This is a genomic window from Parvimonas sp. M20 (assembly GCF_035282425.1).
GTDB lineage: Bacteria > Bacillota > Clostridia > Tissierellales > Peptoniphilaceae > Parvimonas.
The window spans coordinates 1-22,036 of sequence record NZ_JAYKBQ010000022.1; the positions used below are offsets into that span (position 1 = coordinate 1).

Consider the following 22,036-nt stretch of genomic DNA (forward strand, 5'->3'; position numbering starts at 1 on the left):
ATTCATAAAAGAGAGTTCCTTTCTAGTTAATTTTTTTGTTTTAATAATTATACAGGATATTCTCTTTTTTTTTGTACCCTTGGTCTCACATCAATTGTATCATAACACAACACAAGCCATAAGATAGATAAAAATAGTGGAAAGAAAGTTCATTTTATGGTAAAATAATATATTGAGTAATTATATATTATATGTTTTTAGGAGAGATTATGAGAGATTTATATGAAATATTAGGTGTGGATAAAAATTGTAATAAGGCAGAATTAAAATCTGCATATAGAAAACTTGCAAAAAAGTATCATCCGGATGTTAATCCTAATGATAAAGAAGCAGAAGAAAATTTTAAAGAAGTAAATTTTGCTTATGAAATACTAAGTGATGACAATAGAAGACAAAAATACGATACCTATGGAGAAGCAAGTTTTAATGCTAATGCATCAGGAGGCGGAGGCTTTGGAGGCTTCTCTGATATGGAAGATATTTTTGAAAGTATTTTCGGAAATTTTGGAGGCTTTGGAGGTTTTGGAGGATTTGGTTCGACTAGAAATTCCAATCGTCCAAGAAAGGGAGAAGATACTGAAGTTTATTTAGATTTGGATTTTTTTGAAGCTGTAAATGGTGTAGAAAAAGAAATTTTTGTAAATGTAAAAACTGTTTGTAATGTATGTTCAGGTACTGGTGCAAAACCAGGAACAAAGAAAGTTACTTGTAAAAAATGTAATGGACGTGGAAGTATTAGAGTTCAAAGACAAAGTTTTTTTGGAACAGTTGTTTCTGAAGAATTATGTAATGAATGTAATGGTACTGGTGAAATTGTAGAAGAAAAATGTGAAAAATGCAAAGGAAAAAAATTTGTTCTTGTAAGAAAGAAATTTACTATTAAAGCTCCAAAAGGTGTGAATACAAATAATATTATGACTTTAAAAGAACAAGGAAATTGTGGAGAAAATGGTGGACCTAATGGAGATGTATATGTTATTTTCAAAGTAAAATCTCATGAATTATTTGTAAGAAATGGAAATGATGTTTTCTATGAATTACCAATTTCTTTTACAGAAGCAACTTTAGGGGCAGAAGTAGAAATCCCAACTTTAGATGGAAAAGAAAAATATACAATTCCTGAAGGAACAGAGACTGGTACAGAATTTATCCTTAAAGATAGGGGAATTTCTGATGTAAATGGATATGGTAAGGGTAATTTAACTTTTAGAGTTAAAATTATTACTCCAAAGAATTTAACTGATAGACAAAAGGAACTTTTAAGAGAGTTTTCTAATGAGAGAGAAGAACATTTGACAGAGCATAAGAAAAACTTTTTTGAAAAGGTAAAGGAGCTATTTGAATAATGGACTGGACTGAAATTGAGGTTGTAGTAAAAAATCAATTTGAAGACAATATAGTTGGAATTCTTTATTTATTCGATATTGATGGAATAAATATAAAAGATTCAAGGGATTATGAGGAGTTTGCAAAAGAAAAGCCTTATTGGGTAGTTTTAGATGAGGATGATTTTGAAAAAAGTGATTTTATTACTGTTAAGACTTATTTAAAAAATGACGATGAAATTGAAGAAAATTTGCAAATTTTACAAGAGAGAATTTCAGAATTTGAAAGAGAATACGACGAAAAAGTCATTTTAAAAATAGATTCTAAAATAAAAACTGAAGATTGGGCAAATGAGTGGAAAAAATATTATAAACCTACAAAAGTTGGGAAGAATTTTATTATAAAACCAACTTGGGAAGATTATAATTTATCTGAAAACGAAGTTATGATTGAGTTAGATCCGGGAATGGCTTTTGGAACTGGAACTCATGAAACTACAGCCTTATGTTTAGAAGGTCTTGAAAAGATAGATTTAAAAGATAAAATAGTTTTTGATATAGGCTCCGGAAGTGGAATTTTATCTGTTGGAGCTTTGAAACTTGGAGCAAAAAAAGTAGAAGCCGTTGACATTGACATCTTAGGTGTTGAGGCAACTTTAGAAAATACTAAGCTAAATAAAGTTGAGGATAGAATCATTGTTCATCATGGAGATTTATGCGAAAAATTAAATTCAAAAGCGGATGTAATTGTTGCCAATATTCTTGCGCATATTTTAGTAAAATTATTGGATGATATAAGTAAATTTATAAAAGATGAAGGAATTTTTATTGGTTCTGGAATAATAGAAGAAAAATATTCCGATGTTGAAAACGCCTTGATAAAAAATAATTTTGAAATTTTGGAAGTAAATAACAACAAAGATTGGGTTTGTGTAATTGCAAGGAGAAAGAATGCATAGATTTTTTACTGATGAATCAATCATAGAAGGAAAAGTTAAAATATACGGAGATGACTATAATCATATAAAAAAAGTTCTTAGAATTACAGAAGATGAAAAAATTGAGGTAGTAGTTTTAGGGGAGCTTTATATTGGGAATATAGAGATTTGTGATAAATATATTTCTGTATATAATTTGGAAAAAATTTCAGAAAATACTGAATCAAATATTAGAATTCACTTGTTGCAATGTTTGGCAAAGGGTGAAAAAATGGATTTAATAGTTCAAAAAGCTGTTGAACTAGGAGTATACGATATTACTTTGGTTAATTCAAAAAGATGTATCGTAAAATTTGACGAAAAAAAAGAGAGTAAAAAAATTGAAAGATTACAAAAAATTTCTTATGAGGCATCAAAGCAATCAAAGAGATTAATTGTTCCGAAAATAAATGAATTGATACAATTTAAGGATATTATAAATTTTGTAGGAGATAATTATTTACTTGTAGCTTATGAAGAGGATAAAAATATTTCTTTAAAAGAAGTTATAAAAAGAATTAAAGAAGAACATTCCTATAAAGATATTTATATATTAATTGGTTCAGAGGGTGGTTTTGAAAGAGAAGAAGTTGAATTTTTAACAAATAATGGAGCTTTCAGTATTGGACTTGGAGCTAGAATTTTGAGAACGGAAACTGCTGGCATAAATTTACTTTCAATTTTACAATATGAATTTATGTAGGAGGTTTATGAATAAAGTTAGTTTTTTAACTCTGGGTTGTAAAGTTAATCAGTATGAAACTGAAGCTATGCAGGAGTTATTTAAGAACCGAGGGTATGAGATTTGTAATGAAAATGAGATATGTGATGTCTATGTTATAAATACTTGTACAGTTACTAATTTGAGCGACAGGAAATCAAGACAATTTATTTCCAGAGCTAAGAAGTTAAATAAAGATGCTATTTTAGCTGTTGTAGGTTGCTATTCGCAGGTTGCACCTGATGAAATTTCTGCAATTGAAGATGTAGATGTAATTATTGGTACAAAAAACAGGGCTAGAATAGTTGAATTATGTGAAGAATCAAAGAAATCAAATTTAAAGTTTAATATCGTTTCAGAGCTTACAAAGGATTGTGGTTTTGACGTATTGTCAATAGAAAATCAAGAAAGTAAAACAAGAGCATATATAAAAATTCAAGAGGGTTGTAATATGTTTTGTACATATTGCATAATTCCTTATGCAAGAGGACCTATCAAGTCAAGACCTATTGAGGATATATATGAAGAAGCTGTAAAGCTTGCGAATAATGGTTACAAGGAAGTAATTATTACTGGTATTCATGTTGGTTCTTATGGACTTGATTTAGGGAATGATACTAGGCTAATTGATGTTATAGAAAAATTATCTACAATAGAAAATTTGGACAGAATAAGACTTAGTTCTATAGAAGCGGGAATAATTTCTGAAGATTTTTTAATTAGATTAAAGAATTGTAAAAAATTGTGTGAGCATTTTCATTTGTCTTTGCAAAGCGGTTGTGATAAAATTCTAAAACTTATGAATAGAAGATATACAACTGATATGTATAGAAAAAAAGTTAGAATGATTAAGAAAATTTTTCCAAATGTTGCCCTTACAACTGATATTATTGTTGGATTTCCAGGAGAAAATGACGAGGATTTCCAAGAGACATTAAGTTTTGTAAAAGAAATAGGATTTTCTAAAATTCATGTTTTTAAATATTCAAAAAGAAAAGGAACTCCTGCTTTTGATTTTAAAGAACAGGTTGATGGAAACGTAAAGAAATTTAGAAGTAATGAATTAATCCTATTAGCAAAGGATATGACGACAGAATTTTTGAAAAAAGAACTTTCAGAAAAACATGAAGTTTTATTTGAAGAAAATATTAATGGAAATAGACTTGTAGGTTATACAAGAAATTATATAAGATTTTCTGCTCCTTATAATGAAGATATGAAAAACAAAGTTGTTTATTGCAATGGTCTTTCGGTTGAAGGAGAAGAAATATTTGGATTAGCAAGTAAAATAAAGATATAAAATTAGGAGGCTTATTTTGGAAAAGAAAAACTTTTATTTGACAACACCTATTTATTATCCAAATAGTAATTTGCATTTGGGTCATACTTATACAACAATTGTTGCAGATGTGTTAAAGAAATATAAACAGGCTCAAGGTTTTGATGTGTTTTTTACAACTGGTACTGATGAACATGGTCAAAAATTACAAGAATCTGCTATTAAAGCAGGAAAAGCGCCATTGGAATATATTGATCCCATAGTTGAAAGTGCAAAGGAACTTTGGAGAACTTTAGATATAGATTTTGATTCTTTTGTTAGAAGTACGAATAAAATTCACGAAAAAAATGTAAGTGAAATTTTTACTAAGCTTTATGAAAAGGGAGAAATTTATAAAGGAAGTTATAAAGGAATGTATTGTGTTCCTTGTGAAGCTTTTTGGACTGAAAGCCAACTTGTTGAAGGAAATAAATGTCCCGACTGTGGTAGAGAAGTTTCTCCAAGTGAAGAGGAAACATATTTTTTTAGACTTTCTAAATATCAAGATAGACTTTTGAAATTATATGAAGAAAATCCTGATTTCATTCAACCGGAATCAAGAAAAAATGAAATGATAAGTTTCATTAATGAAGGTTTAACAGATTTGTCAGTTACACGTTCAAGTTTTGACTGGGGTGTTAAAGTACCATTTGATGAAAAGCATGTAGTATATGTTTGGATAGATGCCTTAAGTTGTTATTTAACAGGAATTTGTTATGGAACAGATGAAGAGAAATTTAATAAATTCTGGCCATGTGATGTTCATCTAATTGGTAAGGAAATCATGCGTTTCCATGCAATTATTTGGCCAGCAATTTTAATGGCATTAGATTTACCTTTACCAAAGAAAATTTTTGGACATGGATGGATTTTATTTGATGATGATAAGATGAGTAAAAGTAAAGGAAATATTGTTTATGCTGAACCAATTATCGAAAGATATGGAATGGATGCATTAAGATATTTTATGCTTAGAGAATTTACTTTTGGACAAGATGGTAATTTCACTTATACAAAAATGTTAAACAGAATTAATTCAGACCTTGTAAATGACTTAGGTAACTTAGTTTCAAGATCTGTTGCAATGTGTGAAAAATATTTTGGAGGATTAGTTCCTTCTCAAACAGAATTAACTGAACTTGATAATGATTTAATAGAAACTGTCACTACTACTAGAGATAGAGTTGCAGAGTTGATGGATAAACTTAATTTCTCAATGGCTCTTGAAGAAATATGGAAATTAGTTAGAAGAACTAATAAATATATTGATGAAACAACTCCTTGGACTTTGATTAAAGAACAAAAAGAAGAAAGATTAAAAACTGTAATTTATAATTTACTTGAAAGTATAAGAATTATTTCAGGATTAATTAAGCCTTTTATGAAAGAAACTTCATCTAAAATAAATGAACAAATAGGTTATTCAGATTATTCTTATGAAGACTTAACTAAATTTGGATTACTTGAAGTTGGTACTAAAGTTTGTAAAGGAAAGAATTTATTTGATAGGCTTGATGTTGACAAAGAATTAGAAATAATTATTCAAAAAAATTCTGAACTTATTGAAATGAGAAAGAAGAAAAATTCAGGAGCTGATGAAGTTAAAGAAGAGGTTAAAGAAAATGAACTTATAACAATAGATGACTTTGCTAAAGTTGAACTTAAGGTTGGAAAAATCTTAGAATGTCAGCCTCATCCAAAAGCTGATAGACTTTTAGTTTCTAAAATTTATATTGGTGGAGAAGTTAGAACTATAGTTTCAGGAATAAGAAAATACTATTCTGAAAAAGATCTTATAGGTAAAAAAGTTATTGTTGTTACAAATTTAAAACCGGTTAATTTAAGAGGTGTGGAAAGTAATGGAATGATACTTGCTGCATCTGATGATGAAAATTTAAGTGTATTAACTGTTTTAAATGATGTTAAAGAAGGATCAAAGGTATCATAATGAAAATAGTAGATAGTCATTGTCATATTGATGATGAGAAATTTGATCAAGATAGAGAAGAGGTCATTTCTAATTTTGAAGATGATGGAATTGATTTTATAGTCGATCCAGCTTCTGATATATCATCAAGTGAAAAAATAATTGAAATTGTAAAAAAATATGATAGAGTATATGGAGCAGTAGGAATTCATCCACATGAAGTTGAAGATGTAACTGATGAAGATTTAAAAAAAGTTTATGAAATGTCTTTTAGTGAAAAAATAGTTGCTATTGGAGAAATCGGACTTGATTATTACTATGACAATTCTCCAAGAGAAAAACAAAAAGAAATCTTTAGAAAACAACTTGAAATCGCTGAGAAAAGAAATCTACCAGTTATAATTCATACAAGAGATGCAATGGGAGATACTTATGATATTCTATCCGAATTTAAAGGTAAAGTAAAAGGTGTAATGCATTGTTACACAGGTTCAAGCGAAATGGCAAAAAGATTTATGGAGCTTGGTTACTATATTTCTATTTCAGGAACGGTAACTTTTAAAAATGCAGTTAATGTTAGAGAAATGGTAAAGACTATTCCACTAGATAATTTGCTTGTGGAAACGGATAGTCCATATTTAACTCCAGAGCCAAATCGTGGAAAGCGAAACGAACCTAAATATGTAAGATTTACAGCTGAAAAAGTTGCTGAACTTAAAGAAATGGAATTGAATGATTTAATCTATAATACGAATAGTAATGTCAGGAATCTTTTTTCAATAGAGGATTAATATGAAAAAAATCAAAGAAATAATAGTAGTTGAGGGAAAAGACGATATTTCAAAAGTGAAGTCCGCTTTTGATTGTGATGTTATTGCAACAAATGGAACACATTTTTCTAAAAATTTGCTTAAAAAATTAAAAGAGGCAAATGAAAAATGTGGAATAATAGTTTTTACCGATCCCGACTATGCAGGAGAAAAGATTAGAAAAAATATAAATAGAGTAATACCAAACTGTAAAAATGCATTTTTAAGTAGGAGTCTTGCACTTAAAGGAGATAATGTTGGAGTTGAAAATGCAAAAGTTGAAGATATTATTGAAGCTATTGAAAACGCAAAAGTAACGGTTTTGGAGAGAAAAGATGAAATAGACTTAAGCCTTCTAACTACTTTAGGAATTAGTGGAATGGGAAATAGTAAAGAGCTTAGAGAAAAACTTTGTGATCATTTTAAAATTGGATATTGTAATTCAAAGCAATTTATAAATAGATTAAATAGTTTTGGAATAACTAAAAGCGAATTAGTTTTAGCTGTTGAAAAAATTTTAGGAGAGGAAGTTTAAAATGGATTTATATAAATTGTCAGTAATAAAGGAAATTTGTGATAAATTCGGATTTTCATTTTCTAAAAATTTTGGACAAAACTTTTTAACAGATAGAAATATCTTAGAAAAGATAGTTGAAGTTTCAGCTGTTGACAAAGAGTATGGAGTAATCGAAATAGGTCCAGGTTTTGGAGTTCTTACAAAATTTTTACTTGAAAAAGCTGGGAAAGTTGTTTCAATAGAGATTGACACAAGATTGAAAGAAGTTTTAGACTATACACTTAGTGAATATGATAATTTTGAATTTGTTCAATCCGACGCTCTAAAAATTGATTTGAAGAAACTTATTGAAGAAAAATTTACTCAAAAGAAAATTGTCGTGGTTGCGAACTTACCATATTATGTAACAACGCCAATAATAACAAAACTTTTAGAGAGTGATTTAGATTTAGAATCCATAACTATAATGGTTCAAAAAGAAGTTGCTCAAAGACTTGTTGCAGATGAAAATAGTAAAGATAATTCAAGCATAAGTTTATTCGTAAAATATTATGCAGATGCAAATATAGCTTTCAATGTCTCTAGAAATGTTTTTGTTCCTGCACCGAATGTAGATAGTGCAGTTGTCAATATGAGACTTAAAAAGGAAAGATTTGAGTATGAAAAAACAATGTTCAAACTTATAAAAAATGGCTTTGAAAATAGAAGAAAAACAATTTTAAATTCATTTTGCAAGTCTGGAATTGAAAAAGAAAAAATTATTAAGGTTTTAGAAAAACTAGGTATAGATACTAGAACTAGGGCTGAAAAATTATCTCTCGAAGATTTTAAAAATATTGCTAGAGAATATGAAAATTTATAAATTGTTGAAAAACTAAAAAATCCTTTGTTTAAATAAAAAATCAAGGGGTATAAAATTACTGAATAAATATTGAAAATATTTAAATTATCAAAAAAATTTATTAGGGGGCAAAAAATGGCTAAAGTAGTAGTATATTCAAGCGAGTCTTGTACTTATTGTAAACAAGCAAAAGAATTCTTAAAGGCAAATAACATCGAATATGTTGAAAAAAATGTTTCAACTGATTTAGAAGCTAGAAAAGAATTAATGGCAAAAGGACATATGGGTGTTCCTGTAATCTGTGTTGATGATGTAGAAATGGTTGGCTTTGATAAAGCTGAATTATCAAAAGCATTAGGATTATAATATTAAAATAGTAAATTTTAGGGTTCAGTGATTATTGCTGAACCTTTTTTGTGCATCTTTTTAAGATGTTTAAAAATAATGAAAATACTAATTTACTATACTATTATATTACCTGAAAATAAAAAAATTTCAAAAAACTACTATTAAATTTTTGTAATTTTATGGTAGTTTTTTTGTTAAAAGATATGTATTTTTTTGATTAATAATCCAATTTATGATATAATTATTTTGGTTTAGGAGGAAAAATGGAAAAATTAAAATTAAGACAATTTATTGTTTTATTTTTTATAGTTTTATTTTGTAGCATTATTTTTGGTTTCTATCTAAAGAGTATTGAACTGACTAATAGTGTTGACTATAAAATTATGACTTTAATTCAAAATAATAATATTTTTACAAAAAATACTATTCTCCTGAATTTTATTAAATTTATAACATCTTTAGGAAATGGATCAACTTATTTTATTTTGTTTATTCCTTTTGGAGTATATTTTTATTATAACAATTTGAAAAAAGAATTTTTATTTTTAATTGCTATATTACTATTAACATATATGTTAAATGAGTTAATTAAACATATTGTATCTAGAAAAAGGCCTATTGAATTTTTTGTGATAAATATGGGGGGCTTTAGTTATCCAAGTGGACATTCTATGAATTTTTCAGCCTTTTATTTAACTTTTAAATTTTTATTTTCAAAAAAATTTAAAAGTATGTTTATAGATGTAATTATTTATATTATGATTTTTTTAATTGCAATAAGTAGAGTGATTTTAGGGGTTCATTGGCCAACTGATGTTATTGTAGGGTTTATATTAGGGTATTTTTGTTATAGTTTAGCTAGAGTATTATACCTTAATTTTTGGAGGGATTAATGGTATATCTGATTATCTTTACTGTTGTTGTATTTATTTTTACATCAATAGTTGGAAATAAATTGAAAAAACAAAACTTTTTGATTGACTTAAAGTTAAAAAATTTTTTTCAAAATAATAATTTGAGATTTTTAAAATCTTCAATGAAACATATAACTTCAATGGGAGATGTTGTAACTTCACTTATTATTATATTTCCTATCTTTTTTTATTCTGTTTCAGAAAAAAATTATGTGTTGGCAAGTGCAATTTTAAATTCATCGCTATTTAATATGATATTTTTAAATTCTTTTAAATTTTTATTTAGAAGAGAACGTCCAGTTTCACATTCTGATATAAAATATTGGGGATATAGCTTTCCAAGTGGGCATTCTTGCATAGGATTGAGTTTTTATCCAGCTGTAATGTATGTTTTGTTTAATGGACATAGTTCATTTCCTTTTTGGATTACTGTAGGTATTTTATTTGGACTTAGCATTGCAATCAGCAGAATTGTTGTTGGAGTTCATTGGTTTTCAGATGTTATCTTTGGTTCTTTATTAGGACTTGTATTTTTTAGCTGGACAGTATATTTGTATAGTATTGGATTTTATTATAAATTTTTATTTTAATATTAGGAGGATTTATGGTCAAAGCAGTTGTAGGAGCAAATTGGGGAGATGAAGGAAAAGGGAAAATAACAGATATGTTAGCTGAAAATGCGGATATAATTGTTAGATTTCAAGGCGGTTCCAATGCAGGACATACTATTATAAACGAGTATGGAAGATTCGCATTGCATTTATTACCTTCAGGTGTTTTTTATAAGCATACAACATCTGTAATAGGTAATGGTGTAGCGCTTAATATCCCTTATTTACTTAAAGAAATTGAATACTTAAAAGAAAAGAATGTTCCCGATATTAATATTTTAGTTTCAGACAGAGCACAACTTGTTATGCCTTATCATATTGATTTTGATGCATATGAAGAGGAAAGACTTGGAGAAAATTCATTCGGCTCTACAAAATCTGGAATTGCACCTTGCTATTCAGATAAATACGCTAAAATAGGTTTTCAAGTAAATGAATTATTTGATGAAAACTTGTTTGAAAAAGTTGAAAGAGTTGTTGAATATAAAAATGTAATTCTAGAAAATTTATATCATAAAGAAAAAATTAATGCAAAAGAATTATATGAGCTTATGCTAGTATGGAGAGATGCAATCAAACCTTATGTTTGTGATGTATCAAAATTCTTGAATGATGCTATAAAATCAGGAAAGAAAATTTTACTTGAAGGGCAACTTGGTTCTTTAAAAGATACAGATCATGGAATATATCCAATGGTAACTTCTTCATCAACTTTAGCAGGATATGGAGCAATTGGAGCAGGAATTCCACCTTATGCTATCAAAGACATTGTTACTGTTGTTAAGGCTTATTCTAGTGCAGTTGGTGCTGGAGCATTCGTAAGTGAAATTTTCGGAGAAGAAGCTGAAGAGTTAAGAAGACGTGGTGGAGATAAGGGAGAATATGGTGCTACAACAGGAAGACCTAGACGTGTTGGATATTTTGATGCAGTTGCTTCAAGATATGGTTGTAGAGTTCAAGGTAGTACTGAAGCCGTATTAACTGTTATTGATGCTTTAGGATATTTAGAAGAAATTCCAATCTGTGTTGGATATGAAATTGATGGTGAAATTACTAGAGATTTTCCAACAACTGATAAGCTTGAAAAAGCAAAACCGGTTTGGAAAGTTTTAAAAGGATGGAATAGGGATATAAGAGGAATTAAAAGTTATGAAGAACTACCAATTGAATGTAGAGAATACATTGAATTTATTGAGAAAGAATTGGAAGTTCCGGTTAAGATGATTTCTAATGGTCCAAAGAGAGAAGATATAATTTATAAAGATAGTAATATTTAATTTTATAAATTAGTACTAATGGGTATTATATGAAAAAAAGTAGAGGAATTTTACCTAATGCCAAGGAACATTTAGGTTTAGTTATTTTAATTGTATTTATTAGTTTGTTTTTAATAAAAAATGTGTTTTTTAATAAAAATTTAAATAAGGATATAATGGTTTTGGAAAATCCAAAAACTTATGATTTAAACCTTACTTCTAAAGCATTGGTTATAAAAGATGAATACCTATATTATGTCGGAAAAAGTAATATTGAAGTAGATAATTCTAAAGTTGGAGTTGATAAAGAAATAGGAGAAGTTGATGTTTCAAAAATTGACCAAAACTTTAAAGATTATTTAGCTGAAAAGGTTAAAACTTTACAAGAACAAGAGGATAACAAAGACTCAAAAGTTGAAAATATTGACATGGAAAGTATCTTAAAACATATTCGAGATAAAGATTTTTCAAAAACTTTTGATATACTTTCAAGTGATCAGAACAAAACTGCTTTTGGTAAAAAATATAGTTCCGATAAATTATTTAGATATTCATTATTAAATGATACAATTAATTCTGGAAAAATTGTTTCAAAAAATTCTGGAGTTGTATTAAACAAGATTGATGGTCTAGAGAATGTATATGATTTTTCTATTATTGATTCTATAGATGAAAAGGACTTTAACTTTGATAATGCAAATAATATATCAAATATTGACGGAATAAAAATTGTAGATAATTTGAAATATTATCTTTGTATTAGAGTTAAGGCTGAAACTTTAGAAGATATAGATGTAAATAAAAGTATCAAGGTAAATGTTGGAAATTCTATTGCTACCGGAATAATCAAAAAGGTAAAAAAAGGTTCTGAATATGATTTAATTGTTGCTCAGTTTTCGTCTGCTTTTAATGAAATTGCAGATAAGAGATTCATCGACTTAAATGTAATAAAGACAGTTTCTAGTTCTTTTGAACTTCCATTAACGGCTCTTACTTCTAAAGATGGTGAAGATTATGTTTTAGTGGTTGATTCTTTCGGTAATATAACAAGAGCAAAGGTCAAAGTTAAATTTATTGATAGGATAAATTCAAAAGTTTATATTGACTCAAAAAACAGTTCAGTTGGGATTTTTTCTAATATCTTAAAAGATGCTAGTAAAGTTAAAGAAGGTGAAATTTTAAAGTAATGAAAGAAAATATAAATAATATACTTGAAGAAATTTCTCTAGCTTGTAAAAACTCAAATAGAGATAAAGAAGAAATATTTTTATTACCAGTTTCAAAAACAGTTGATGTTGATAAAATTCAAGAAGCTATCGATTTAGGTTTTGATACTTTTGGAGAAAATAAAGTTCAAGAAATACTAAAAAAATATGAATACTTTGATGGGAAAGTAAAATTTCATATGATTGGACATCTCCAAACAAATAAAGTTAAATCTATTATTGATAAAGTTGAATTGATTCATTCTTTAGATAGAATTTCACTTTTAGATAAATTGGAAACTGAAGCTAAAAATAAAGGGATTACTGTAAATTGTTTAGTTGAAGTAAATATTGGGAAAGAAGATAGTAAATCAGGAATTTTTGAAGAAGATGTCCTTGATTTTATAAAAGAAGTTTCAAAAAGAGATAATGTTTTTGTAAATGGACTTATGACAGTTGCTCCATACTGTGAGGATGCTGAAGATACTAGGGTTTATTTTAAAAAGATGAAATCATTATTTGACGAAATTTCAAAATTTAATTTAAAGAATATTGATATGAATATTCTATCTATGGGAATGAGCAATGATTTTATGATTGCCATAGAGGAGGGAGCTAATCTTATCAGGATTGGAACATCAATATTTGGTGCTAGAAATTATGTAATAAATTAATATTAATGAAATATTAAAAAATTTATTAAAATGATTATAATTAGAAAATTTTAAATTTTCGTTTGTTATAAAATATATAAAAATATGAGGAGGAATATTATGGCAGGCTTTATGGACAAAATAAAGAAATTTGTTGGCAGTGATGACTTAGAAGATGAATACGATGATTATGAAGAAGAGGCAGTTGTTGAAAAACAACCTAAATCAGTTGGGGAAAGTTATGCTAGAAGTAGTAGCAAACTATCTTTAGAAAAAGAAAAATCAAATATCGTTACAATGCCTAACATTAGTAGATTTTTAATTTCTATCAGAGAACCAATCACTTTTGATGATGGAACTCAAGTTTTAGATGATGTTTTAAAAGGAAAAGTTGTTGTTTTGAATTTGGAAATGTTGGAAGTTGATAAGAAAAGACAAATTTTTGATTTTGTAAGCGGAGGTATTTATTCTTTATCAGGAAAAATACAAAAAGTTACAAAAGATATCTTTATCTTAGCTCCTAAGGGAATTGATATTGACGGAAAAGTTAAAGATCAAATTGAAAATAACGGATTTTATCAAATTTAATTAAATGAAATCATTTGATAAGATTAAGATTTTAGATAATATTAATAATATAGAAATTAAAAAGGCCATCAATAAATTTTTAGATGGTCTTGTTTCTATGGAAAAAAGTTACAAAGAAGTGTTTGTTTCTAACTTTTTTACTCCGTTGGAGTTTAAATATGTAGAGAGAATTTTAAAAAATTTAGATTTTAATTATGATACTATCTTTGCTGAAGAAGATTATGAAAGAAAATTTTTGATTTTTTATAGACATGACTATTCATTAAATGATTATTTAGAAACTTTAAGATTTAAAGATATTTCAGGAATAGGACATAGAAATATCTTGGGAAGTATTCTTCATTTAGGAATAACTCGTGAAAAAGTCGGAGAAATATTAAAATTTGATGGATATTGGTATGTTTATTGCTTAAAACCGATAGGGACATTTTTGTTTTCTAATGGGTTAAAATTTTCAGGACAAGATTTAAAATTGGAAATTATGGATGACAATTTTATACCTACTAATTTTAGAAAATACGAAAATGAAAAAATAATAGTCTCCAGTTTGAGATTGGATTGTTTTGTAAAAGAACTTGCAAGAACTTCAAGAGAAATTGCTCAAAAATTTATTAAAAGTGGAAATGTAAATTTGAACTATGAGGAATGTAAAGATTTCGATAAGAAGATAAATGAAAGTGATATAATTTCAATAAGAAAAGAAGGAAAGTTTAAGGTTGACAGTTTTGACGGTTTAACAAAAAAGAACAAATTTGTTGTCAATATTAAGAGGTATTCTATATGATATATGCAATTATAATAGTTGGATTAGCATTAGACCAACTTACTAAATACATTACAGTAGCTAATTTAAAAGGTGCTGATTCAGTGGTTTTAATTAAAAATTGGCTGGAATTTACCTATGTAGAAAATACAGGAGTGGCTTTTGGTAGTTTTAGAGGATATAAATATTTCTTTATTTTTATTTCTTTAGTTGCGTTTTTTGGGATTTTATTTTATATATATAAAAATAAAGATAAAATGGCTAAAATTGAACAAATATTATTCGCTTTAATTGCTTGTGGAGCATTGGGAAATTGCATTGATAGAATTAGATTTTCTTTTGTTGTCGATTTTATACACACAAGATTTGGTGGGTTATATGATTTTCCTGTATTTAATTTTGCGGATATTTATATTTGTGTAGCTTGTTTTTTACTTATAGTTGTTTCGTTTACTAAAAAGGAGAATTAAGATGATGTCTAATTATGTTGCTTGGAATGAATATTTAAAAGATGAATTTAAAAAAGACTATTTTATTAAGATGAAAAATTTTTTAAATGAGGAATATAAACATAAAACTATATTTCCGCCTAATGAATCTGTCTTTACTATTTTTGATAAAATATCACCAAAAGACATTAAGGTAATTATCTTAGGGCAAGATCCATATCATGGGGTAAATCAAGCAAATGGAATGAGTTTTTCGGTAAATAGAGGAGAAAAAATACCACCTTCACTTCGAAATATATATCTTGAGTTATATTCAGATTTAGGAATAACTCCTCCAAATCATGGAGATTTAACTTCTTGGGTTGAACAAGGTGTTTTTCTTTTAAATGCTACTCTTACAGTTGAAAAGGCAAAGCCAAATTCACATAAAGATATAGGCTGGCAAATTTTCACAGATAGAGTTATCGAAATTATTTCAAATTTTGATTATCCTAAAGTTTTTATCCTTTGGGGCAGTTTCGCTATTTCAAAGAACAATTTGATAAAAAGAGATGAAAATAATTTTATAATTACAAGCACACATCCTTCTCCTTTTTCCGCTCATCGAGGATTTTTTGGAAGTAAGCCATTTTCAAAAGCAAATGAATTTTTGATTAGCAAGGGAGTTGAACCGATAGATTGGAGAGTGTAATTTTTGACAGAATTAAAATATATTAGTGATAAAAAAATTAGATGTGATGTTTTTTTATCCGAACAAATTTCTAATTTATCAAGGACTTCAATTCAAAAGCTGATAAAAGAGAAATTAGTTTTTGTAAATGGGAAAAATATAAAGCCTAATGTAATTTTAAAAATAGGAGATGAAATAACAGTTTCTATTCCTGAGAAAAAAGAAATTACTTTAGTTGCTGAAGATATAAATTTAGATATTGTATATGAAGATGATTATATTATAATTATAAATAAACCTAGAAATATGGTTGTTCATCCTGCTGTTGGAAATGAAGAACATACTTTGGTTAATGCTCTTTTAAATCATTGTAAATTATCAATGATTAATTCCGAAAGACCAGGAATTGTTCACAGACTTGATAAGGATACAACAGGACTTATAATCTGTGCAAAGGACGATGAAACACATCTAAAATTAGTTGAAATGTTTGCTAATAGAGAAATTAATAAAAAATATTTAGCAATCTGTAATGGAAGCTTTTCAAAAGAGAATGGGCTTATAGATAAGCCTATTGGCAGAGCTGAAAAAGATAGAAAGAAAATGTCTGTAAAAAGCAAATCCGGAAAAGAAGCACTTACAGAATATAATATCTTATCTTCAAATTTAAAATATTCATTAGTTGATGTAACTCTTCATACTGGTCGAACTCATCAGATAAGAGTCCATTTTAGTAGCCTTAATCATCCAATTATTGGAGATGAAACTTATGGAAATAAAAATGAAAAGATAAAGGCCAAAGGACAAATGTTACATTCCTACTATCTTGAATTTTTACATCCAATTACGAAAGAAAAATTAAGTTTTATGGTTTTACCTGATGAATATTTTTTTAGTATTTTAAATAAAACGGGTTTAGATTTTAATAAGGAGTTATTATGCAAAGCGAAAGATTAATTTTTAGAAAATTCAGTTTAGACGATATAGACGATGTTTTTGAGTTTGGAAATGATGATGAAACTTGTAAATTCGTTACTTGGGATAAACACAAAAATATTTTGGAATCAGAAAAAGTAATTACTGATTATTTTATGAAAAATAAATATTGTTTTGCGATTGTTGAAAAAATTTCCAATAAATGTATTGGTTCTTTTGAATACAAAGCGGATATGAAAAATAATTCCTTATCTTTAGGATATGTTTTAAATAAAAATTTTTGGAACAAAGGTTATATGACTGAAACTTTGAATTTTATGCTTGATTATGCTTTTAACACCTTAAAAGTTAATAGAGTTTGTGCAGTGCATATTAAAGAAAACATCGCTTCAGGAAAAGTTATGGAGAAATGTGGACTTAAAGTTGAGGGTAAATTTGAAGATGAGGAATTTTTAAAGGGAAGATATATAACCTTAATACATAGAGCAATTTTAAGAAAAAATTATTTAAAAGGAGAAAAGAGTATGAAACAATTAGAAATGCCTAAAAATGGTGAAAAAGTTTATATAATGAAAACAAATGTGGGGGAAATTTCTTTTAGATTATTTAATGAAGTTGCTCCTAAGGCTTGTGAAAATTTTATTACATTGGCTAAAAGAGGATATTATGACGGAGTTATTTTTCACAGAGTTATTAGAGATTTTATGATTCAAGGTGGAGATCCAACAGGTACTGGAATGGGTGGAGAAAGTATCTGGGGAGAATCATTTGAAGATGAATTCGACGGAAATTTTAGAAATTATAGAGGAGCATTGTCAATGGCAAATGCTGGACCAAATACGAATGGAAGTCAATTTTTTATAGTTCAAAATAGTAAAATTTCTGATGATTATGTAAACTATTTAAAAAATTCAGATAAAAAAGTGTATCCTGATGAAGTTGTTGAAACTTATGAAAAATTTGGTGGAGCTTTCTGGTTAGATTTTAAGCATACTGTTTTTGGTCAAGTATTTAAAGGAATGGAAGTAGTTGATGAAATAGCAAATACTTACTGTTCAAATGACAAGCCGGTAGAAGATATTGTAATTTTGTCAATTGAAGAAAAAGTTTTTGAGGGTTAATTATGCATCAATATAAAGGTAAATTAATTTTACATACTGGAAGTATGTTCTCGGGAAAGACTTCAAGTTTATGGAAAGACTTAAATAGATTTGAAATTGCAAAATATGAAACGGTAGTTTTTAAACCTAAGTTTGACAATAGATATGCTGATAAAGAAATAGTTACTCATGATAATAATAAAATGAGAGCTATACCGGTTGAAAGCATTGATGATATTATAGAATATATGAAGACAAGTACTGCAAGTATTATTGGAATTGATGAGGTACAATTTATTAAAGGTGATATAAATAAGATTGTTGAAACTTTAAATTTATTTTTAGAAAATGAATTTACTGTTGTTCTTGCAGGTCTTGACATGGACTTTAAAGCTGAACCTTTTGAGTTAGTAAAAGAGTTAATGCCAAGAGCTGATTATCTATATAAACATCATGCGGTTTGTGCAAATTGTGGTGTTGATGCTTGGGTTAGTTACAGAAAAACACATGATGATGAAAGAATAAAACTTGGAGCTGCAGAAAGTTATGAGCCTCTTTGTAGAAAATGTTATTATGAAAAAGAAAAAATCAGAAAACAAATGGAAAATCAATTAAGTATGCTAGAAGATGAATAAATTTTACTTGCTTTATTTTTTTAATTATGTTATAGTATGAAGGTAGTAATAATTTACTACATATTTCCTATAGTATTGGAGGATTAGAAGGATATGAAAGGAACTGTAAAATGGTTCAATGCAGCTAAAGGATTTGGATTTATTTCTACTGAAGATGGAGAAGATGTATTTGTACATTATTCAGCATTAGAAGAAACTGGTGAATTTAGAACTTTAGATGAAGGACAAGCTGTTGAATTTGAAATAGTTGACGGTGCTAAAGGTCCTCAAGCTTCTGGTGTTGTTAAGTTATAAGATTGTCTTTTCTTAAGAGAAAATTCAATTTAAACATACTTAAGTATGTTATTATATTAATATTAATCAAGAAGTAAAATCTCCTATTTGGGAGATTTTTTAAATTTAATTAAAAGGATATTTTATGAGTAAAAAATTATATGAGATGAGTTTAGAGGAATTGTGGGAAATTTTTCCAATATTTCTAGTTGAACATAATGATGAATGGAAAACTTGGTATAAAGATGAAAAAGCAAATATTTTATTTTTAATTCCAAATGAAAAAATTTACAGAATTTCGCATATAGGAAGTACATATATTCCTACAATATGGGCAAAAAATATTGTGGATATTCTTTTAGAGATTAAGAATAATGAAGATTTACAATTTGTAAAGGATATATTATTAAAAAATAATTGGCTTTGTATGAGTGAAGATAAAAAGCGAATTTCTATGAATAAAGGATATACTGAAAAAGGATTTGCTAAAAAAATATTTCATTTGCATATAAGATTAGTCGGAGACAATGATGAATTGTATTTTAGAGATTATTTATTTGAAAATTCTGAAATTGCAAAAGAGTATGAAAAACTTAAATTATCTCTATGGGAAAAATTTGAACATAATCGAGATGCTTATACAGAATCAAAAGGAGAATTTATTAAAAAATATACTGAAATTGCGAAGAAAAAATATGGTAAAAGATATTAATTTATCAATTGATTTCTTTAAAATTTTAGTATATAATTTTATGTAAGATTAATATTAAGGAGTTTTTATGGCAAAAATATTAAGATGTATTGATGAACATAATTCAATGAGATTTTTCTTTGCTTTTACAGATGATATAGTAAAAGATTTTGAAAAATTACAAAAGAGTTCTGTCAGTTCAAATATTGAAATGGGAAAAGTTTTAACGATGAATGCTTTGCTTTATTCTGATTTAAAGAATGATACTGACTCTATTGACTTGAAGTTAAAGACAAATGGAGAATGTGGTCTTATAATTTCAAAATTATATAATAACTCATTTATAACAGGATATTTAGAAAATAAAAACTTAAGTAAATATGATAAAATCTATGAAAAAGGAAAATTTTCAAAAGATTTTATAGGTGATAAAGGAATACTTGTTTTGATAAAGGATTTAGGGCTTAAAGCTCCTTATGTTGGACAAACAAGCATAATTTCTTCAGATATTAGTGAAAATTTTACTAATTATTTCAGTGCCTCAAATCAAACTGTTACTTCTATTGATTTACAAGTTAAAAAGGTTGAAGATGATTATATTTCCTTTGGATTTATGATGGAACTATTACCTAATTATACTGAAAAAGATTTATCACAATTTAAAATCTATTCAGATATGTTTAAGACAGAACTTGAAAATTATCTTGTTTCAAAAACTGATGATATGAGTTTTTATGATTATATTGTTTCTATTTTGAAGATTTTTAATATTAGAATTATCGAGGAAAAAATCATTCACTATAAATGTAATTGCAGTGATGAAAAGATTGATAATATGTTGTTGGGTTTAGGTAAAAAAGAGCTTAATGATATAGTTGAAGAGGGCAAAGATATTGAAATTTCTTGTAATTTTTGTGATAAGAAGTATAAGAAAAGTATTGAATATATAAAAAATTTATTAAAAAAATTGTAGGAATAACTTATGAAAAAAATAAATTTATTAGATAATAGAATCTATAGAAATTTAGTGATGATGTCTATTCCGATAATGACAACTTCATTTATTCAAATGTCTTACACTTTAATGGACACATTTTGGGTTGGAAAGCTTGGAACCGAAGCAATTGCTGGAGTTGGCATAGTCGCATTTATTATGTGGTTTGCAAATTCTTTAGTTTTAGTTTCCAAAACAGGAATTGAAATAGGAGTAGCTTATAGTATAGGTTCAAGGGATGATAAACAATTTAGAAAGTATATCGATACTTCTGTTGTGATAAATTTATTTATGTCCATAACCTTTGGAATATTATTATACATTTTTGGTATTGATATAATAAAATTTTTTAATATAAAGAGTGAAATGGTAAATTCTCTTGCTAATAGCTATTTAAAAATTGTATTATTAGGACTTCCATTTACTTTTTTAAATCCTCTATTTTCAGGAGTGTTTAATGGATCAGGAAATAGTAAAGTTCCTTTTATTGCAAATTCAGTTGGACTTATTATAAATATAGTTTTAGATCCAATACTGATTTATGGATACTTTGGACTACCGGAATTTGGTGTTAGTGGAGCAGCAATAGCTACAACTTTATCCCAAATTCTTGTTACATTCATTTTTATAATTTTCTCAATTTCAGATGGGAAAATTCTTAAAGGCTTCAATTTGGTTAAAAATTTTAACAATGCTACACTTAAGGAAGTTCTAAGACTTGGTATTCCAACTGCTTTTAAATCTTGTATATTTGCATTTATTTCTACTATTTTACTTAGAATAATAGCAAATTGGGGAGAAAATGCAGTTGCTGCAGAAAATGTCGCAGTTCAAATAGAAGCTATAAACTGGATGACTGTTGAGGGTTTTTCTATTGCTTTATGTGCTTTAATTGCTCAAAATTTCGGGGCAAAAAATTATGAAAACATACAATCCGGTTATAAAAAAGGACTTAGGATAATTTTAGGAATTGGAGTTTTCTGTTCATTCTTTCTGTTTTTTTCATCAGATTATATAATCAAATTATTTATAAGAGATGACTTAAATACAATTAGAATGGGTGTTAGTTATTTAAAAGTTTTAGCCTTTTCAGAGATATTTTTAGCACTTGAAATTGGAATTTCAGGAATGTTTAATGGGCTTAAAAATACAAAAACGCCTACAGTAATAAGCACCTTTTCAAATGCACTAAGAATTCCCCTTGCTTATTTAGTTTTATATCTAAAATTAGATATAGTTTATATTTGGGCTGTAATTTCTTTTTGTACTTTTTTAAAGGGAATATTAAATTATATTTTCTTTAAACGATTCATCAAGAAAAACTTTGATTTTGAACTTTGATGTATTGAAAAGATTTTTTTATATTAAAGTTGATTTTAAATAAATTTAATACGTTGAACTATATAGTGCTACGTATTTTTTATATTAATTTAAAATGTGTACATTTGTAAATGATGTGAGACCAAAAATTATAAAAAAATATAACCTGTATATTAGAATTAAAGGAGAATTAAT

25 protein-coding genes and 1 pseudogene are annotated in these 22,036 nt (G+C 27.1%); all 26 read left to right on the forward strand.

Features of this window, described 5'->3' with window-relative positions:
• Positions 1 to 209 precede the first annotated feature (209 nt).
• The 26 genes and pseudogenes from dnaJ to VJI93_RS07650 all read left to right on the forward strand — a co-directional run bounded on the left by dnaJ (position 210) and on the right by VJI93_RS07650 (position 21,862).
• Positions 210 to 1,346 (forward strand): molecular chaperone DnaJ, encoded by a 1,137-nt coding sequence (gene dnaJ / locus VJI93_RS07525; protein WP_324000327.1) that lies wholly within the window; start codon positions 210 to 212, stop codon positions 1,344 to 1,346.
• A complete protein-coding gene (gene prmA, locus VJI93_RS07530) occupies positions 1,346 to 2,284 on the forward strand; it encodes a 50S ribosomal protein L11 methyltransferase (protein WP_324000326.1) in 939 nt (312 codons plus the stop codon). Before dnaJ ends, prmA begins: the two co-directional genes overlap by 1 nt.
• A complete protein-coding gene (locus tag VJI93_RS07535; protein ID WP_324000325.1) occupies positions 2,277 to 3,005 on the forward strand; it encodes an RsmE family RNA methyltransferase in 729 nt (242 codons plus the stop codon). The genes prmA and VJI93_RS07535 overlap by 8 nt, the downstream gene beginning before the upstream one ends.
• 7 nt (positions 3,006 to 3,012) lie before the next feature.
• Positions 3,013 to 4,323, forward strand: a complete 1,311-nt coding sequence (gene mtaB / locus VJI93_RS07540; protein WP_324000323.1) for a tRNA (N(6)-L-threonylcarbamoyladenosine(37)-C(2))-methylthiotransferase MtaB — start codon at positions 3,013 to 3,015, stop codon at positions 4,321 to 4,323.
• Between the two features lie 16 nt (positions 4,324 to 4,339).
• On the forward strand, positions 4,340 to 6,289 hold the full coding sequence (gene metG, locus VJI93_RS07545; protein WP_324000321.1) for a methionine--tRNA ligase: 1,950 nt from the start codon (positions 4,340 to 4,342) through the stop codon (positions 6,287 to 6,289).
• A complete protein-coding gene (locus VJI93_RS07550; RefSeq protein ID WP_324000320.1) occupies positions 6,289 to 7,059 on the forward strand; it encodes a TatD family hydrolase in 771 nt (256 codons plus the stop codon). The genes metG and VJI93_RS07550 overlap by 1 nt, the downstream gene beginning before the upstream one ends.
• 1 nt (position 7,060) lies before the next feature.
• Positions 7,061 to 7,612: a ribonuclease M5 gene (gene rnmV, locus VJI93_RS07555; protein ID WP_324000318.1), complete on the forward strand. Its 552-nt coding sequence runs from the start codon at positions 7,061 to 7,063 to the stop codon at positions 7,610 to 7,612.
• A 1-nt stretch (position 7,613) separates the two neighbouring features.
• Positions 7,614 to 8,456 (forward strand): 16S rRNA (adenine(1518)-N(6)/adenine(1519)-N(6))-dimethyltransferase RsmA, encoded by an 843-nt coding sequence (gene rsmA, locus VJI93_RS07560; RefSeq protein WP_324000317.1) that lies wholly within the window; start codon positions 7,614 to 7,616, stop codon positions 8,454 to 8,456.
• A gap of 114 nt (positions 8,457 to 8,570) precedes the next feature.
• On the forward strand, positions 8,571 to 8,801 hold the full coding sequence (locus tag VJI93_RS07565) for a glutaredoxin family protein (protein ID WP_324000316.1): 231 nt from the start codon (positions 8,571 to 8,573) through the stop codon (positions 8,799 to 8,801).
• Positions 8,802 to 9,046: 245 nt separating this feature from the next.
• On the forward strand, positions 9,047 to 9,676 hold the full coding sequence (locus VJI93_RS07570; RefSeq protein ID WP_324000315.1) for a phosphatase PAP2 family protein: 630 nt from the start codon (positions 9,047 to 9,049) through the stop codon (positions 9,674 to 9,676).
• Positions 9,676 to 10,287 carry a phosphatase PAP2 family protein gene (locus VJI93_RS07575; RefSeq protein ID WP_324000314.1) on the forward strand — a complete coding sequence of 204 codons (612 nt, stop codon included), beginning with the start codon at positions 9,676 to 9,678 and terminating at the stop codon, positions 10,285 to 10,287. The genes VJI93_RS07570 and VJI93_RS07575 overlap by 1 nt, the downstream gene beginning before the upstream one ends.
• A gap of 14 nt (positions 10,288 to 10,301) precedes the next feature.
• Positions 10,302 to 11,585, forward strand: a complete 1,284-nt coding sequence (locus VJI93_RS07580; protein WP_324000313.1) for an adenylosuccinate synthase — start codon at positions 10,302 to 10,304, stop codon at positions 11,583 to 11,585.
• Positions 11,586 to 11,614: 29 nt separating this feature from the next.
• On the forward strand, positions 11,615 to 12,751 hold the full coding sequence (locus VJI93_RS07585; RefSeq protein WP_324000312.1) for an HlyD family efflux transporter periplasmic adaptor subunit: 1,137 nt from the start codon (positions 11,615 to 11,617) through the stop codon (positions 12,749 to 12,751).
• Complete coding sequence (locus VJI93_RS07590; RefSeq protein WP_324000311.1) at positions 12,751 to 13,443, forward strand: YggS family pyridoxal phosphate-dependent enzyme; 693 nt, start codon at positions 12,751 to 12,753, stop codon at positions 13,441 to 13,443. The genes VJI93_RS07585 and VJI93_RS07590 overlap by 1 nt, the downstream gene beginning before the upstream one ends.
• Before the next feature lie 99 nt (positions 13,444 to 13,542).
• A complete protein-coding gene (locus VJI93_RS07595; protein WP_324000310.1) occupies positions 13,543 to 14,010 on the forward strand; it encodes a cell division protein SepF in 468 nt (155 codons plus the stop codon).
• Positions 14,011 to 14,014: 4 nt separating this feature from the next.
• Entirely contained in the window at positions 14,015 to 14,794 is a 780-nt protein-coding gene (locus tag VJI93_RS07600) for a YlmH/Sll1252 family protein (RefSeq protein ID WP_324000309.1), read from the forward strand.
• Positions 14,791 to 15,243 carry a signal peptidase II gene (gene lspA, locus VJI93_RS07605; RefSeq protein ID WP_324000308.1) on the forward strand — a complete coding sequence of 151 codons (453 nt, stop codon included), beginning with the start codon at positions 14,791 to 14,793 and terminating at the stop codon, positions 15,241 to 15,243. The genes VJI93_RS07600 and lspA overlap by 4 nt, the downstream gene beginning before the upstream one ends.
• Before the next feature lies 1 nt (position 15,244).
• Positions 15,245 to 15,913 carry a uracil-DNA glycosylase gene (locus tag VJI93_RS07610; protein WP_324000307.1) on the forward strand — a complete coding sequence of 223 codons (669 nt, stop codon included), beginning with the start codon at positions 15,245 to 15,247 and terminating at the stop codon, positions 15,911 to 15,913.
• Between the two features lie 3 nt (positions 15,914 to 15,916).
• Complete coding sequence (locus VJI93_RS07615; protein ID WP_324000304.1) at positions 15,917 to 16,849, forward strand: RluA family pseudouridine synthase; 933 nt, start codon at positions 15,917 to 15,919, stop codon at positions 16,847 to 16,849.
• A pseudogene (locus VJI93_RS07620) lies at positions 16,831 to 17,286 on the forward strand (GNAT family N-acetyltransferase); the annotation flags it as partial. The gene VJI93_RS07615 and the pseudogene VJI93_RS07620, both read left to right, overlap by 19 nt.
• 66 nt (positions 17,287 to 17,352) lie before the next feature.
• On the forward strand, positions 17,353 to 17,949 hold the full coding sequence (locus VJI93_RS07625) for a peptidylprolyl isomerase (RefSeq protein WP_324000328.1): 597 nt from the start codon (positions 17,353 to 17,355) through the stop codon (positions 17,947 to 17,949).
• A 2-nt stretch (positions 17,950 to 17,951) separates the two neighbouring features.
• Positions 17,952 to 18,563, forward strand: coding sequence for a thymidine kinase (locus VJI93_RS07630; RefSeq protein WP_324000302.1), 612 nt, complete (start codon positions 17,952 to 17,954; stop codon positions 18,561 to 18,563).
• A gap of 93 nt (positions 18,564 to 18,656) precedes the next feature.
• Entirely contained in the window at positions 18,657 to 18,857 is a 201-nt protein-coding gene (locus VJI93_RS07635; protein WP_324000300.1) for a cold shock domain-containing protein, read from the forward strand.
• A 124-nt stretch (positions 18,858 to 18,981) separates the two neighbouring features.
• A complete protein-coding gene (locus VJI93_RS07640) occupies positions 18,982 to 19,548 on the forward strand; it encodes a GrpB family protein (RefSeq protein ID WP_324000298.1) in 567 nt (188 codons plus the stop codon).
• 67 nt (positions 19,549 to 19,615) lie between these two features.
• Positions 19,616 to 20,500: an Hsp33 family molecular chaperone HslO gene (locus VJI93_RS07645; protein ID WP_324000297.1), complete on the forward strand. Its 885-nt coding sequence runs from the start codon at positions 19,616 to 19,618 to the stop codon at positions 20,498 to 20,500.
• A 9-nt stretch (positions 20,501 to 20,509) separates the two neighbouring features.
• A complete protein-coding gene (locus VJI93_RS07650) occupies positions 20,510 to 21,862 on the forward strand; it encodes an MATE family efflux transporter (RefSeq protein ID WP_324000296.1) in 1,353 nt (450 codons plus the stop codon).
• Positions 21,863 to 22,036: the final 174 nt, after the last annotated feature.

What these genes read in the sequence shown, in the direction of transcription:
- dnaJ (WP_324000327.1), top strand. Translation starts at nt 210, where the DNA reads ATGAGAGATTTATATGAAATATTAGGTGTGGATAAAAATTGTAATAAG.
- prmA (WP_324000326.1), top strand. Translation starts at nt 1,346, where the DNA reads ATGGACTGGACTGAAATTGAGGTTGTAGTAAAAAATCAATTTGAAGAC.
- VJI93_RS07535 (WP_324000325.1), top strand. Translation starts at nt 2,277, where the DNA reads ATGCATAGATTTTTTACTGATGAATCAATCATAGAAGGAAAAGTTAAA.
- mtaB (WP_324000323.1), top strand. Translation starts at nt 3,013, where the DNA reads ATGAATAAAGTTAGTTTTTTAACTCTGGGTTGTAAAGTTAATCAGTAT.
- VJI93_RS07550 (WP_324000320.1), top strand. Translation starts at nt 6,289, where the DNA reads ATGAAAATAGTAGATAGTCATTGTCATATTGATGATGAGAAATTTGAT.
- rnmV (WP_324000318.1), top strand. Translation starts at nt 7,061, where the DNA reads ATGAAAAAAATCAAAGAAATAATAGTAGTTGAGGGAAAAGACGATATT.
- rsmA (WP_324000317.1), top strand. Translation starts at nt 7,614, where the DNA reads ATGGATTTATATAAATTGTCAGTAATAAAGGAAATTTGTGATAAATTC.
- VJI93_RS07565 (WP_324000316.1), top strand. Translation starts at nt 8,571, where the DNA reads ATGGCTAAAGTAGTAGTATATTCAAGCGAGTCTTGTACTTATTGTAAA.
- VJI93_RS07570 (WP_324000315.1), top strand. Translation starts at nt 9,047, where the DNA reads ATGGAAAAATTAAAATTAAGACAATTTATTGTTTTATTTTTTATAGTT.
- VJI93_RS07575 (WP_324000314.1), top strand. Translation starts at nt 9,676, where the DNA reads ATGGTATATCTGATTATCTTTACTGTTGTTGTATTTATTTTTACATCA.
- VJI93_RS07580 (WP_324000313.1), top strand. Translation starts at nt 10,302, where the DNA reads ATGGTCAAAGCAGTTGTAGGAGCAAATTGGGGAGATGAAGGAAAAGGG.
- VJI93_RS07585 (WP_324000312.1), top strand. Translation starts at nt 11,615, where the DNA reads ATGAAAAAAAGTAGAGGAATTTTACCTAATGCCAAGGAACATTTAGGT.
- VJI93_RS07590 (WP_324000311.1), top strand. Translation starts at nt 12,751, where the DNA reads ATGAAAGAAAATATAAATAATATACTTGAAGAAATTTCTCTAGCTTGT.
- VJI93_RS07595 (WP_324000310.1), top strand. Translation starts at nt 13,543, where the DNA reads ATGGCAGGCTTTATGGACAAAATAAAGAAATTTGTTGGCAGTGATGAC.
- VJI93_RS07600 (WP_324000309.1), top strand. Translation starts at nt 14,015, where the DNA reads ATGAAATCATTTGATAAGATTAAGATTTTAGATAATATTAATAATATA.
- lspA (WP_324000308.1), top strand. Translation starts at nt 14,791, where the DNA reads ATGATATATGCAATTATAATAGTTGGATTAGCATTAGACCAACTTACT.
- VJI93_RS07610 (WP_324000307.1), top strand. Translation starts at nt 15,245, where the DNA reads ATGATGTCTAATTATGTTGCTTGGAATGAATATTTAAAAGATGAATTT.
- VJI93_RS07625 (WP_324000328.1), top strand. Translation starts at nt 17,353, where the DNA reads ATGAAACAATTAGAAATGCCTAAAAATGGTGAAAAAGTTTATATAATG.
- VJI93_RS07630 (WP_324000302.1), top strand. Translation starts at nt 17,952, where the DNA reads ATGCATCAATATAAAGGTAAATTAATTTTACATACTGGAAGTATGTTC.
- VJI93_RS07635 (WP_324000300.1), top strand. Translation starts at nt 18,657, where the DNA reads ATGAAAGGAACTGTAAAATGGTTCAATGCAGCTAAAGGATTTGGATTT.
- VJI93_RS07640 (WP_324000298.1), top strand. Translation starts at nt 18,982, where the DNA reads ATGAGTAAAAAATTATATGAGATGAGTTTAGAGGAATTGTGGGAAATT.
- VJI93_RS07645 (WP_324000297.1), top strand. Translation starts at nt 19,616, where the DNA reads ATGGCAAAAATATTAAGATGTATTGATGAACATAATTCAATGAGATTT.
- VJI93_RS07650 (WP_324000296.1), top strand. Translation starts at nt 20,510, where the DNA reads ATGAAAAAAATAAATTTATTAGATAATAGAATCTATAGAAATTTAGTG.